This window comes from Streptococcus oralis, from assembly GCF_965111685.1.
Classification (GTDB): Bacteria; Bacillota; Bacilli; order Lactobacillales; family Streptococcaceae; genus Streptococcus; species Streptococcus oralis_B.
Genome location: NZ_OZ217340.1, coordinates 878036 through 892341 on the forward strand (window position 1 = coordinate 878036; position 14306 = coordinate 892341).

Genomic DNA, 14306 nt, shown 5'->3' on the forward strand with positions numbered 1-14306 from the left:
GGAAAAATGGAATAAATAAACTTTAATGCAAGAAATTTCGTAAAGCGGAATACCTATTTAGTAAGTTATTATAAAATGATGAATAAATACTATAATAAAAAGCCCTTTCTTAGAATTTTTTATATGTGAAATTGCATATAGAATCCGACTTTATTATACTTTACTTAGTATAAAAATGTCTAAAATGATATTCAAATCTATCTTATAATATTAAAAACTAAAAGGAAGAAAGACGGAGAGGTTGTAAATGCTGATGTTGAAAAGAAAGCATCCGAGTTGCTTCAATATCCAACTTAAAATGGTATAATAGTAGTAAAACGAAAGCAAGGAGGAGAAGAAATGATTGCACAGCTCGACACCAAGACTGTTTACAGTTTTATGGAAAGTGTGGTTTCAATTGAAAAATATGTACAAACAGCTAAAGAGTATGGCTATTCTCACCTTGCTATTATGGATGTGGATAATCTCTATGGAGCCTATCATTTTCTAGAAGTGACTCGTAAGTATGGCATCCAACCTTTAATTGGTCTTGAAATGACCTTGATCAAAGATGAGGAGAATATTTCTCTTCGTTTTCTAGCCCTATCCACTAAAGGCTATCAAGAGTTGATGAAGTTATCCACTTTAAAAATGACTGGACGGAAAAATTGGTCTGACTTCACCTCCCACCTCGAAGATGTGGCCATTGTTGTTCCCTATTTTAATGGGGTCGAACAACTGGATTTGGGGCATGATTATTTTATCGGTGTCAGTCCAGATACTCCTCAAGAAGTCTTTACCAGATCGATTCTTCCACTCTATCAAGTCAACTCTTTTGAAAAAGAAGATATACAAGTTTTACAAATCTTGTCAGCAGTCAAGGACAACGTCAGCCTAAGAGAAGTAGATGTGCATTCACAACAAGGGATTTTTTTACCTGCCTCAGATTTAGAAGCTCGGTTTAAAAATCGCTTCCCTCAGGCGCTTGCCAATCTCCAGAATTTGATAGAGAATGTAAGCTATCAAATCGACCCAAGTTTAAAACTTCCTCGCTTTAATCCTGAAAGACCAGCGGTGGAAGAGCTTCGAGCAAGAGCTGAGAAAGGCTTGATTGACAAGGAGCTAACCTCAGCTATCTATCATGAGCGACTGAATGAGGAATTAGCTGTGATTCATGATATGGGATTTGATGACTATTTCCTTGTAGTTTGGGATTTGCTCCGTTTTGGACGTTCCCAAGGCTACTATATGGGAATGGGGCGTGGGTCTGCTGTTGGTAGTCTGGTGGCTTACTCACTTGATATCACAGGGATTGACCCGGTTGAAAAGAACCTGATTTTCGAACGCTTTTTAAATCGTGAGCGCTATACCATGCCCGATATCGATATCGACATTCCAGACCTTTATAGACCAGAGTTCATTCGCTATGTTCGTGATCGCTATGGCAGTCAACATGTGGCGCAGATTGTCACTTATTCGACCTTTGGAGCAAAACAGGCGATTCGTGATGTTTTCAAACGCTATGGCGTTCCAGAGTACGAATTAACAAATATTACGAAAAAAATCAGTTTCCGAGATACGCTAACGACGGCCTATGAAAAGAATTTGCAATTTAGGCAGGTCCTCAATAGCAAGATTGAATACCAAAAAGCTTTTGAGATTGCTCGAAAGATTGAAGGGTATCCTCGTCAGACCTCTATCCATGCAGCCGGAGTCGTTATGAGTGACCAAGACTTGACGGACTATATTCCTCTAAAATATGGTGAGGACATGCTGATCACTCAGTATGATGCTCATGGTGTTGAAGCCAATGGGCTTCTAAAAATGGATTTCCTAGGTCTGCGTAACTTAACTTTTGTCCAAAAAATGCAGGAATTACTGGCTGAGTCAGAAGGTGTTCATCTGAAAATCGAAGAGATTGATTTGGAAGATAAAGAAACCTTGGCCCTCTTTGCTGCTGGAAATACAAAGGGGATTTTCCAATTTGAACAACCTGGTGCCATTCGACTCTTGAAACGGGTCAAACCACAAGTCTTCGAAGAGGTAGTAGTCACAACCTCCCTCAATAGACCAGGCGCAAGTGATTATATCGATAATTTTGTGGCTCGTAAGCACGGTAAAGAAAAGGTGACGGTGTTGGACCCAGCCCTGGAGGATATTCTCTCATCAACTTATGGCATCATGCTCTATCAAGAACAGGTCATGCAGGTTGCTCAGCGATTTGGAGGCTTCAGTCTTGGTAAAGCTGACATTCTCAGACGAGCCATGGGTAAGAAAAATGCTAAAGAAATGCATTTAATGAAGGAAGATTTTATCACAGGAGCTATGAAACTTGGGCATACAGAAGAAAAAGCCAACCAAGTTTTTGCAGTGATGGAAAAGTTTGCGGGCTATGGATTTAACAGATCCCACGCCTATGCCTATTCAGCCCTGGCATTCCAACTTGCTTATTTTAAAACCCATTATCCTGCTATTTTCTTTCAAGTCATGTTGAATTATTCAAGCAGTGATTATATTGTAGATGCTCTGCAGATGGGATTTGATGTAGCGCCTTTAGCCATCAACAGCATTCCCTATCATGATAAAATCACCCAGAAGAAAATCTATCTTGGTTTAAAAGCCATTAAGGGCATGCCAAGAGATTTGTCTTACTGGATTATTGAAAATCGTCCCTTCTCAAGTATTGAAGATTTTGTCACACGTCTTCCCAAGAATTACAAGAAACTGTCGCTTTTGACTCCTTTGGTTGAAGTAGGGCTTTTTGATGAATTTGACAAGAATCGTCAGAAAATCTTAGTCAACCTACCAAACTTATTTGTCTTTGTTGAGGAGTTGGGAGGTCTCTTTGCGGATACAAACTATAGTTGGACTGAAGCTGAAGATTTTACTGAGGCAGAGAAATTTTACAAAGAGCAGGAACTGATTGGGGTAGGTGTCAGTGCCCATCCTCTCCAGACTCTTGCCAAACAGGCCCTATATCCGACAACGCCAATCGCTAATCTTACTGAGGGAGCTCAAGCCATTCTCCTAGTTGAAGTACAAAAAATAAAAGTGATTCGAACTAAGAAGGGCGAGAGTATGGCCTTTCTACAGGTTCATGATAGTAAGTCTCGGATGGATGTAACTGTATTTTCAGACCAATATAGAAAATTTGCTTCCATTTTATCCGAAGGGAAATTTTACTACATTAATGGCAAAGTTCAATCTCGAGATGGTCGTCTGCAAATGATTGCACAAGATTTGAAAGAAGCAGTAGCGGAACGATTCTGGATTCAAGTTAAAAATCATGAAAATGATAAAGAGATTTCAAATATTCTAGAACAATACAAAGGCCCAATCCCTGTCATTATCAGGTATGAAGAGGAACAAAAAACGGTTGTTTCTACTCAACATTTTGTAAAAAAAGATTCTGCTCTAGAGGAAAAATTAGAGGGAATTGCTATGAAAACGATTTATCGCTAAAAATACGGAAAATAGAAGAATTTTCCAAGTAAATGTGGTATAATCAGTAAGAATGTTAAAAGAAAAAGGAGCATAACCAAATGAAACGTATTGCTGTTTTAACCAGTGGTGGAGACGCCCCTGGTATGAATGCTGCCATCCGTGCGGTGGTTCGCCAAGCAATCTCAGAAGGAATGGAAGTTTTTGGTGTCTATGATGGATACGCAGGTATGGTTGCCGGTGAAATTTATCCACTTGATGCTGCTTCAGTAGGAGACATCATTTCACGTGGTGGTACTTTCCTTCACTCTGCTCGTTACCCTGAGTTTGCACAACTTGAAGGGCAACTTAAAGGGATTGAGCAATTGAAAAAACACGGTATCGAAGGAGTCGTAGTTATCGGTGGAGACGGTTCTTATCACGGAGCTATGCGCTTGACGGAACATGGATTCCCAGCTATCGGACTTCCAGGAACTATTGATAACGATATCGTAGGTACTGATTTCACAATTGGATTTGATACTGCAGTCACTACTGCAATGGATGCGATTGATAAGATTCGTGATACATCATCAAGTCATCGTCGTACTTTCGTTGTTGAAGTAATGGGACGTAACGCTGGTGATATTGCTCTTTGGGCAGGTATCGCAACTGGTGCTGACGAAATCATCATCCCTGAAGAAGACTTCAAGATGGAAGATATCGTTGCAAGCATCAAAGCTGGTTATGAATGTGGTAAGAAACACAACATCATCGTTTTGGCTGAGGGAGTTATGTCTGCCGATGAGTTTGGTAAAAAACTCAAGGAAGCTGGAGACACTAGTGACCTTCGTGTAACTGAACTTGGACACATCCAACGTGGTGGATCACCAACCGCTCGTGACCGTGTATTAGCATCACGCATGGGTGCACACGCTGTTAAACTCCTTAAACAAGGAATCGGTGGTGTCGCTGTTGGTATCCGTAACGAAAAAATGGTTGAAAATCCAATTCTTGGAACAGCAGAAGAAGGAGCTTTGTTTAGCTTAACAGCTGATGGTAAGATCGTTGTTAACAACCCTCATAAAGCTGATCTTGAACTCTCTAACTTAAACAAGAGCTTGTCTTAATCAACTTTCATTAATATGGTAACATGACCTTAAAAGGTCGAATTATATAAAGGAGTTACAAAAATCATGAACAAACGTGTAAAAATCGTTGCAACTTTAGGTCCTGCGGTTGAAATCCGTGGTGGTAAAAAATTCGGTGAAGACGGATACTGGGGTGAAAAACTTGATGTTGAAGCTTCAGCTAAAAACATTGCTAAACTGATTGAAGCAGGAGCAAACACTTTCCGTTTCAACTTCTCACACGGTGACCACCAAGAACAAGGTGAGCGTATGGCAACTGTTAAACTTGCTGAAAAACTTGCAGGTAAAAAAGTTGGTTTCCTTCTTGATACTAAAGGACCTGAAATCCGTACAGAATTGTTTGAAGGTGACGCAAAAGAGTACTCTTACAAAACTGGTGAAAATATCCGTGTTGCAACTAAACAAGGTATCAAATCAACTCGTGATGTGATTGCTTTGAACGTTGCTGGTGCCCTTGACATCTACGATGATGTTGAAGTTGGTCACCAAGTTTTGGTTGACGATGGTAAACTCGGTCTTCGTGTTTTCGCAAAAGACGATGCAACTCGTGAATTTGAAGTAGTCGTTGAAAATGACGGAATTATCGCTAAACAAAAAGGTGTAAACATCCCAAACACTAAAATTCCTTTCCCAGCACTTGCTGAACGCGATAACGATGATATCCGTTTCGGTTTGGAACAAGGTATCAACTTCATCGCGATCTCATTTGTACGTACTGCAAAAGACGTCGAAGAAGTTCGTGCAATCTGTGAAGAAACTGGTAACGGTCACGTTCAATTGTTTGCGAAAATCGAAAACCAACAAGGTATCGATAACTTGGATGAAATCCTTGAAGTTGCTGACGGTATCATGATTGCCCGTGGTGACATGGGTATCGAAGTACCATTCGAAATGGTTCCAGTTTACCAAAAAATGATCATCACTAAAGTGAACGCAGCAGGTAAAGTCGTTATCACAGCAACAAACATGCTTGAAACAATGACTGAAAAACCACGTGCAACGCGTTCAGAAGTATCAGACGTGTTTAACGCTGTTATTGACGGAACCGACGCTACAATGCTTTCAGGTGAGTCTGCAAATGGTAAATATCCACTTGAGTCAGTTACTACGATGGCAACTATTGACAAAAATGCTCAAACTCTTTTAAAAGAATACGGTCGCTTGTCGTCTGTTAGCTTGTCACGTAATTCTAAGACTGAGGTTATGGCTTCAGCTGTTAAGGATGCGACAAACTCTATGAATATCAAGTTGGTGGTTACTCTTACTAAGACAGGTCACACTGCTCGTTTGATTTCTAAATACCGTCCAGATGCTGATATCTTGGCAATCACTTTCGATGAATTGACTCAGCGTGGTTTGATGCTTAACTGGGGAGTTATCCCAGTAACAACTGATCGCCCATCAAACACTGATGATATGTTTGATCTCGCTGAAAGAATTGCAGTTGAGCAAGGTTTGGTAGAATCTGGTGATGATATTGTTATCGTTGCAGGTGTGCCACTTGGCGAAGCTGTTCGTACAAACACAATGCGTATCCGTACTGTACGTTAATCTAACACAAAGACCTATCATTTCAAGCTGAAAAGCTTGAGTGATAGGTCTTTTTTTATCAAAATGAGATTGTATTTTAGTAAATAGGGATGGGAAAAAACTGAAAATTATGGTATAATAGAATGGAAAGACCTTTTTAGTAAATTTTGAAAGAGTAAAACATGAGAAAAATTGTCATCGATGGTGGACGTCCATTGCAAGGTGAGATCACCATTAGTGGTGCTAAAAATAGTGTTGTAGCGCTTATTCCAGCTATTATCTTATCAGATGATATTGTCACTTTAGATTGTGTTCCAGATATTTCAGACGTTGCTAGTCTTGTCGAAATCATGGAACTTATGGGGGCGACTGTTAAGCGTTATGACGATGTCTTGGAGATTGATCCAAGAGGTGTTCAAAACATTCCAATGCCATATGGCAAGATTAATAGCTTGCGTGCTTCTTATTACTTTTACGGAAGTCTTTTGGGGCGCTTTGGCGAAGCTACGGTAGGACTTCCTGGCGGATGTGATCTGGGACCTCGTCCGATTGACCTTCACTTAAAAGCCTTTGAAGCTATGGGGGCTAAGGTGAGCTATGATGGAGATAATATGAATTTATCTGCCCAAGGCAAGGGTCTTTATGGAGCAAGTATTTACATGGACACCGTTAGCGTTGGTGCAACGATTAACACTATGATTGCCGCGGTCAAAGCAAAGGGGCGTACTGTCATTGAAAATGCGGCTCGTGAACCAGAAATCATTGATGTGGCTACCCTTTTGAACAATATGGGGGCCCATATTCGTGGTGCAGGGACTGATATTATCATTATTGATGGTGTCGAGAAACTTCATGGGACTCGTCATCAAGTAATTCCAGACCGCATCGAAGCTGGAACCTATATTTCACTTGCTGCAGCGGTTGGTAAAGGAATTCGTATTAACAACGTTCTCTATGAACACTTAGAAGGCTTTATCGCCAAACTAGAGGAAATGGGCGTTCGTATGACGGTCTCAGAAGACAGCATCTTCGTTGAAGAGCAGTCAGACTTGAAGGCAATCAATATTAAAACTGCTCCTTATCCTGGTTTTGCGACTGATTTGCAACAGCCTATCACGCCACTTTTATTAACAGCTCAAGGCCGTGGAACGATTATTGATACCATTTACGAAAAACGTGTCAACCATGTCTTTGAGTTAGCAAAAATGGATGCGGATATTACGACTACGAATGATCACATTATCTATAAAGGTGGTCGTACCTTGCATGGAGCAAGTGTCAAAGCTACAGATTTGCGAGCGGGTGCCGCACTTGTGATTGCTGGATTGATGGCTCAAGGCCAGACTGAAATTACGAATATTGAGTTTATCCTTCGTGGCTACTCAGATATTATTGAAAAATTGCGTAGTCTTGGAGCGGATATTACACTCGTTGAAGACTAAGCAGTTGAGGTGATTATGAATATTTGGACCAAATTAGCAATGTTTTCTTTTTTTGAAACGGAGCGCTTGTATTTGCGTCCTTTCTTTTTTAGTGACAGTCAAGCGTTTTTCGAGATTGCTTCAAACCCTGAGAATTTGCAGTTTATTTTTCCCAGTCAAGCAAGTTTGGAAGAAAGTCAGTACGCACTTGCTAACTATTTTATGAAGAATCCTCTGGGTGTTTGGGCAATTTGTCTCCAAGGGAATCAAGAAATGATTGGCTCTATTAAATTTGAAAAAATCGATGAAATCAAAAAAGAAGCAGAAATTGGTTATTTCTTAAAAAAGGATTCTTGGTCGCAAGGTTATATGACAGAAGTGGTTACCAAGCTTTGTCAGCTTTCCTTTGAAGAATTTGGTTTGAAACAATTATCCATCATCACTCATTTGGAGAATCATGCTAGTCAAAAAGTAGCCTTAAAATCGAGCTTTAGCCTCGTCCGACAGTTTAAGGGAAGCGATCGCTATACACGAAAAATGAGGGACTATCTTGAATTTCGATACATAAAAGGAGAATTCAATGAGTAAACACCAGGAAATTTTGTCCTATCTGGAAGAGTTGCCAATTGGGAAGAGAGTTAGTGTTCGCAGTATTTCCAATCACCTCGGTGTTAGTGACGGAACAGCCTACCGAGCTATCAAAGAAGCTGAGAATCGTGGCATCGTTGAAACTCGGCCACGTAGTGGAACTATACGGATCAAGTCCCAGAAAGTGGCTATTGAGCGGCTAACCTATGCTGAAATTGCTGAAGTCATCTCATCTGAAGTTTTAGCTGGTCAGGAAGGGTTGGAGAGAGAGTTTAGCAAATTCTCCATTGGGGCTATGACAGAGCAAAATATCCTGTCCTATCTCCATGATGGTGGTCTTTTGATTGTAGGAGACCGCACTCGCATTCAACTTTTAGCGCTGGAAAATGAAAATGCGGTCCTTGTGACAGGTGGTTTTCATGTTCAGGACGATGTTCTTGAGTTGGCTAATAAAAAAGGGATTCCAGTTCTGAGGAGTAAACATGATACTTTTACAGTAGCGACCATGATTAACAAAGCTCTCTCAAATGTTCAAATCAAAACCGATATTCTGACAGTCGAGAAGCTCTATCGTCCCAGTCACGAGTATGGTTTTTTGAGAGAAACGGATACAGTCAAAGACTATCTAGACTTGGTTCGTAAGAACAGAAGTAGTCGTTTCCCAGTCATTAACCAACACCAAGTGATTGTTGGAGTTGTTACCATGCGTGACGCAGGAGACAAGTCTCCCAGTACAACGATTGACAAGGTGATGACGCGAAGTATCTTTGTAACAGGCTTAGCGACCAATATTGCCAATGTCAGTCAACGAATGATTGCAGAAGACTTTGAGATGGTTCCCGTTGTCAGAAGTAACCAAACTTTACTCGGTGTCGTAACAAGACGAGATGTCATGGAAAAGATGAGTCGTTCCCAAGTTTCTGCTTTGCCGACTTTCTCCGAGCAAATCGGGCAAAAACTTTCTTATCATCATGATGAAGTCGTCATTACTGTTGAGCCCTTCATGTTGGAGAAAAATGGGGTTCTTGCTAATGGAGTCTTGGCTGAAATCCTCAACCATATGACCCAAGACCTCGTTGTGAATAGTGGACGTAATCTCATCATTGAACAGATGTTGATTTATTTCTTGCAGGCTGTACAGATAGATGATACTCTGCGGATTCAGGCTCGTATTATTCACCACACGAGGCGCTCAGCTATTATTGATTATGATATTTATCATGGGCATCAGATTGTTTCAAAAGCAAATGTTACGGTTAAAATTAATTAGAATCTAGGAGAAAAAATGATAACTTTAAAATCAGCACGTGAAATCGAAGCCATGGACAAGGCTGGTGATTTCCTAGCAAGTATCCATATCGGCTTACGTGATTTGATTAAGCCAGGCGTGGATATGTGGGAAGTTGAAGAGTACGTTCGTCGACGTTGTAAAGAGGAAAATTTCCTTCCTTTACAGATTGGAGTAGATGGTGCAGTCATGGATTACCCTTATGCCACTTGTTGCTCTCTCAACGACGAAGTAGCTCACGCTTTTCCACGTCATTACATCTTGAAAGATGGCGATTTGCTCAAGGTTGATATGGTACTGGGAGGTCCGATTTCCAAATCCGACCTTAATGTATCTAAACTCAACTTCAACAATGTTGAGCAAATGAAAAAATACACCCAAAGTTATACTGGTGGTTTAGCAGACTCATGCTGGGCTTATGCGGTTGGTACACCGTCTGAAGAAGTGAAAAACTTGATGGACGTGACCAAGGAAGCTATGTATATAGGGATTGAGAAAGCAGTTCTTGGCAATCGCATCGGTGATATCGGTGCGGCCATTCAAGAATACGCTGAAAGTCGCGGTTATGGTGTCGTACGTGATTTGGTTGGTCATGGTGTTGGTCCAACTATGCACGAAGAGCCAATGGTTCCTAACTACGGTATAGCAGGCCGTGGGCTCCGTCTCCGTGAAGGAATGGTACTAACCATTGAACCCATGATCAATACTGGTGACTGGGAAATTGATACAGATATGAAGACTGGCTGGGCTCATAAGACTATAGATGGTGGCCTGTCTTGCCAATATGAACACCAGTTTGTGATTACTAAAGACGGTCCTGTTATTTTGACTAGTCAAGGTGAAGAAGGAACGTATTAAAATAAAGGAGCTTAGCTCCTTTTTTTGTGTCAAATTTAGTCAAAATAAATAAACGTAGCAGACTTCTTACAAATTTATTCTTTTGTAGTAAAATAGGATTAGAATTTTGAGAAAGTAGGTAATTCGTTGGAGTCGATTATATTTCTAGTATCCGTTTTTTTAGCAGGTATTCTGTCCTTCTTTTCACCCTGCATCTTTCCTTTGCTACCTGTCTATGCTGGTATTTTACTGGATGATCAGGGAAATTCGAAAAGCTTTCGCTTTTTTGGAAGAGACGTTGCATGGTCAGGATTAGTTCGGACCTTGTGTTTTATTGCAGGAATCTCCCTCATTTTCTTTATTTTAGGATTTGGAGCTGGATTCCTAGGGCACATGCTCTATGCAGACTGGTTTCGTTATGTTATGGGATCATTCATTATCCTTTTGGGTCTTCACCAGATGGAAATCTTGCATTTCAATAAACTGGAGGTTCAAAAGACAGTCACCTTCAAACAATCCAAGTCGAATCACTATCTGTCAGCCTTTTTACTTGGGATAACCTTTAGTTTTGGTTGGACCCCTTGTATTGGACCAGTCTTAAGTTCAGTCTTGGCTCTAGCAGCTTCAGGTGGCAATGGTGCATGGCAAGGAGCCGTGTTAACATTAGTATACACATTGGGAATGGCCCTTCCTTTCATTGTTTTGGCCCTGGCTTCGGGCTGGATTATGCCCTATTTTAGTAAATTAAAACCTCATATGATCCTACTAAAGAAAATCGGGGGAGCTTTGATTATTTTGATGGGATTATTATTAATGCTAGGGCAGTTAAATGCCTTATCAGGAATTCTTGGATAAAAGGAGAAAAAGATGAAAAAAGTTATTTTTGCTGGATTGAGCCTCATGTCTCTATTCTTGTTGATTGCCTGTGGTGAAAAAGAAACCAAACAGACAAGCAGTCCAAAACAACCTGCTGTACAACAAATCGCAGTCGGTAAGGATGCACCAGACTTCACCCTGCAGTCTATGGATGGCAAAGAAGTCAAATTATCAGACTATAAGGGCAAAAAAATCTATTTGAAATTCTGGGCTTCTTGGTGTGGACCATGTAAAAAAAGCATGCCAGAGTTGATGGAATTAGCTGCAAAACAAGATCGGGACTTTGAAATCTTGAGTGTCATTGCACCTGGTTTACAAGGTGAAAAAACAGTTCAAGACTTTCCAAAATGGTACCAAGAACAAGGCTACAAGGATATTCCAGTTCTATATGATACGCAAGCAACTACCTTCCAAGCCTACCAAATTCGTAGTATTCCAACGGAATACTTGATTGACAGTCAGGGTAAAATTGGAAAAATACAATTTGGTGCTATTAGCAATGCTGATGCAGAAGCGGCTTTTAAAGAAATGAAATAAAGAAAAATCGCGATTGTTCGCGATTTTTTTATAGTTTTTCATTGATAAAGCGGATAAATTGATTCAACCAAACCTTCAAAAAGAAGGCTTTTTCTACTTTCTTTTCAGAAACCATTTCAAAAGATGGTTTGTCGGAAGTGAGATAGCCCTGGCCGACCAAATCCTGATCTTCATAGGTTAAAGTACCAACAACCTTGCCTTCTTCCAATGGAGCCATTTCTGATGTTGATTTCGGTGTGAATTGGAGAGCTGGTGTAGTAGCGCTTCCGATGCGTTGGACGATGGAAATGTCTGACTTAGCGACAGCTGTCACATTATCTTCTTTACCATCAAGAACTGTTACTTTACTATCATTATATGCTTCACCTTTCTGAACGACTGTTTTTAAGGCAAAGTTTGCAGAAATATAATCTAAAAGTGCAGAAGTAGCAGTAAAACGTGCATAAGGGTTGGTATCTTGTTGATCTGCATTCAAAACAACCGTAATGATACGCATCCCTTTCTCAACAGTTGTTCCAACGAATGAAGCACCAGCTTTATCAGTAGTACCTGTCTTTAGTCCATCAATTCCACCACGATAGGCAGGCATTCCCTCCAACATATAGTTGGTTGAGTGGATTTCAAGTCCTGCAAAGGTAGAAGTTGGTTTTTTGGTGATTTCCAAAACTTGAGGATAATCTCGTATGAGGTTACGAGAGACGATCGCAACGTCGTAGGCACTCAACTTGTTTTCATCGTCTTTTTTAGAACCTGGATAGATATTATCGCCAAGGGTCTCATTATTTAAACCAGTAGAGTTTACAATAGTTGCATCTTGAATTCCCCATTCAAGAAGTTTAGCCCTCATTTTGTCTACAAAGTCTTTCTCAGAACCAGCAATCTTTTCTGCTAGCGCAATTGCAGCACTGTTTGCACTAGATACCATTGTAGCCTCTAATAGTTGTTCAACAGTATAATTTCGAGCTTCCATAGGGACGTTACTGGCCTCAGAATTAGTTGTAAGTTTGTAAGGATAGTCCGAAATATCAACAGGTGTTGACAGACTGATAGTCCCTTGTTCCAAGGCTTCATAGACCAAATAGACTGTAACTAGTTTCGTAATAGAAGCAATTTCTACAGGCTGATTTGCATCTTTTTCATAGAGGATTTTTCCAGTTGTAGCCTCGACAGCAATGGCATGTTTAGCAGCAACATCAAACTCTTGAGCAGAAACAGTAGAAGCTGTTCCAAAAGCTAAAAGTGTCATAAAAGATAAAATTATTTTTTTCATATTAGCTTTATTTTATCATAAAGAAAAAAAATATTCTCGCTTTTATACTAAAGCCATCTTATCTTTTTCAGAAATATGGTAAAATAGAGAGAAGGAGGATACCTATGTTCCGTAGAAACAAATTATTTTTTTGGACAGCTGAAATTTTATTATTAACACTGATTTTCTATCTTTGGAGAGAAATGGGGGCCATCATTACTCCCTTTGTGACGGTTGTGAATACCATCATGATTCCATTTTTGCTTGGTGGATTTTTTTACTATATTACAAATCCAATCGTTACTTTCTTAGAAAAGAGATGTAAAATTAATCGTCTAATTGGTGTCTTGGTCACTCTTTGTGCCTTAATTGGCGTTATTGTTGTAGGGGTCGTCTATCTCTTGCCGATTTTGATTAATCAGCTGACCAGCTTGATTATTTCTAGTCAAAACATCTATAGTAGACTACAAGATTTAATCATTGATTTGTCTATGAATCCAGTCTTCCAAAATATTGATATTCAACAAACCATTCAACAACTGAATCTCTCCTATGTGGATATCCTTCAGAATATCCTTAATAGCGTCAGCAATAGTTTAGGAAGTGTTCTTTCAGCCTTGTTTAGTACAGTTCTGATTCTCATTATGACCCCTGTATTCTTGATTTATTTCTTGTTGGATGGTCATAAGTTGCTACCAATGTTGGAACGTACCGTCTTAAAACATGACAAATTGAATCTTTCTAGCCTTTTAACCAATCTCAATACAACCATAGCACGTTATATCAGTGGAATTGCGATTGATGCGGTTATTATTGGATGTTTAGCTTACATTGGTTATAGCGTTATCGGATTAAAGTACGCTCTTGTTTTTGCTATTTTTTCTGGGATCGCAAATTTAATTCCTTATGTTGGTCCAAGTATTGGCTTGATTCCAATGGTGATTGCAAATGTGTTCACGGATCCTCATCGTATGTTGATTGCGGTTGCTTATATGCTCATTATTCAGCAGATTGATGGAAATGTTCTCTATCCACGTATCGTTGGAGGAGTTATGAAAGTGCATCCAATTACGATTTTGGTGCTCCTCTTACTGTCAAGTAATATCTACGGTGTCATAGGGATGGTTGTAGCAGTACCTACTTACTCCATTTTTAAAGAAATTACTAAGTTCTTAGCGAAATTATATGAAAACCATAAAGAAGCTAAGGAACTCGAAAAAATAGAATTAAATTAAAATCAGGGAAACCTGATTTTTTTGATGAAAATACTATCTCTCAAATAAAATAAGTTTGAATTCATATTGCTATAAAGAAGCAGAAGAACAGGATTTAATAAGATTTAGATTAATTCACAAAATATGTGTAAAAGACTTGCAATTTAGCAGAAATTTGATAAAATAGTAAGGAAAGTTAGACTGTATTGCCTACTG

Annotated in this window: 11 protein-coding genes; 10 read left to right on the forward strand and 1 reads right to left on the reverse strand. The window is 39.7% G+C overall.

Going from position 1 to position 14306, the window contains the following annotated elements; translation table 11 throughout:
• The first annotated feature begins 339 nt into the window (after window positions 1–339).
• From ACLV7H_RS04660 to sdbB, 9 genes are all read left to right on the forward strand, one after another.
• The gene (locus tag ACLV7H_RS04660; protein WP_411866498.1) at window positions 340–3441 is read left to right on the forward strand and encodes a DNA polymerase III subunit alpha; all 3102 of its coding nucleotides are present in this window, start codon (window positions 340–342) and stop codon (window positions 3439–3441) included.
• An 80-nt stretch (window positions 3442–3521) separates the two neighbouring features.
• On the forward strand, window positions 3522–4529 hold the full coding sequence (gene pfkA / locus ACLV7H_RS04665; protein ID WP_045591546.1) for a 6-phosphofructokinase: 1008 nt from the start codon (window positions 3522–3524) through the stop codon (window positions 4527–4529).
• Between the two features lie 66 nt (window positions 4530–4595).
• Window positions 4596–6101, forward strand: a complete 1506-nt coding sequence (gene pyk / locus ACLV7H_RS04670; RefSeq protein WP_045591544.1) for a pyruvate kinase — start codon at window positions 4596–4598, stop codon at window positions 6099–6101.
• 161 nt (window positions 6102–6262) lie between these two features.
• Window positions 6263–7522, forward strand: coding sequence for a UDP-N-acetylglucosamine 1-carboxyvinyltransferase (locus ACLV7H_RS04675; protein WP_411866499.1), 1260 nt, complete (start codon window positions 6263–6265; stop codon window positions 7520–7522).
• 15 nt (window positions 7523–7537) lie between these two features.
• A complete protein-coding gene (locus ACLV7H_RS04680; RefSeq protein WP_045591541.1) occupies window positions 7538–8089 on the forward strand; it encodes a GNAT family N-acetyltransferase in 552 nt (183 codons plus the stop codon).
• Window positions 8082–9359, forward strand: a complete 1278-nt coding sequence (spxR, locus tag ACLV7H_RS04685) for a CBS-HotDog domain-containing transcription factor SpxR (protein ID WP_045591538.1) — start codon at window positions 8082–8084, stop codon at window positions 9357–9359. The genes ACLV7H_RS04680 and spxR overlap by 8 nt, the downstream gene beginning before the upstream one ends.
• A gap of 15 nt (window positions 9360–9374) precedes the next feature.
• Complete coding sequence (locus ACLV7H_RS04690; RefSeq protein ID WP_045591537.1) at window positions 9375–10235, forward strand: methionyl aminopeptidase; 861 nt, start codon at window positions 9375–9377, stop codon at window positions 10233–10235.
• A gap of 126 nt (window positions 10236–10361) precedes the next feature.
• Window positions 10362–11069, forward strand: coding sequence for a thiol-disulfide oxidoreductase-associated membrane protein CcdA2 (gene ccdA2 / locus ACLV7H_RS04695; RefSeq protein WP_045591534.1), 708 nt, complete (start codon window positions 10362–10364; stop codon window positions 11067–11069).
• Window positions 11070–11081: 12 nt separating this feature from the next.
• On the forward strand, window positions 11082–11627 hold the full coding sequence (sdbB, locus tag ACLV7H_RS04700) for a thiol-disulfide oxidoreductase-associated lipoprotein SdbB (RefSeq protein WP_411866500.1): 546 nt from the start codon (window positions 11082–11084) through the stop codon (window positions 11625–11627).
• A gap of 28 nt (window positions 11628–11655) precedes the next feature.
• Here sdbB and pbp3 read toward each other — a convergent pair whose 3' ends face one another.
• On the reverse strand, window positions 11656–12897 hold the full coding sequence (gene pbp3 / locus ACLV7H_RS04705) for a D-alanyl-D-alanine carboxypeptidase PBP3 (RefSeq protein ID WP_045591531.1): 1242 nt from the start codon (window positions 12895–12897) through the stop codon (window positions 11656–11658).
• A 104-nt stretch (window positions 12898–13001) separates the two neighbouring features.
• Here pbp3 and ACLV7H_RS04710 point away from each other — a divergent pair, with 104 nt between their 5' ends.
• On the forward strand, window positions 13002–14111 hold the full coding sequence (locus ACLV7H_RS04710; RefSeq protein WP_045591524.1) for an AI-2E family transporter: 1110 nt from the start codon (window positions 13002–13004) through the stop codon (window positions 14109–14111).
• The last annotated feature ends 195 nt before the right edge of the window (window positions 14112–14306 follow it).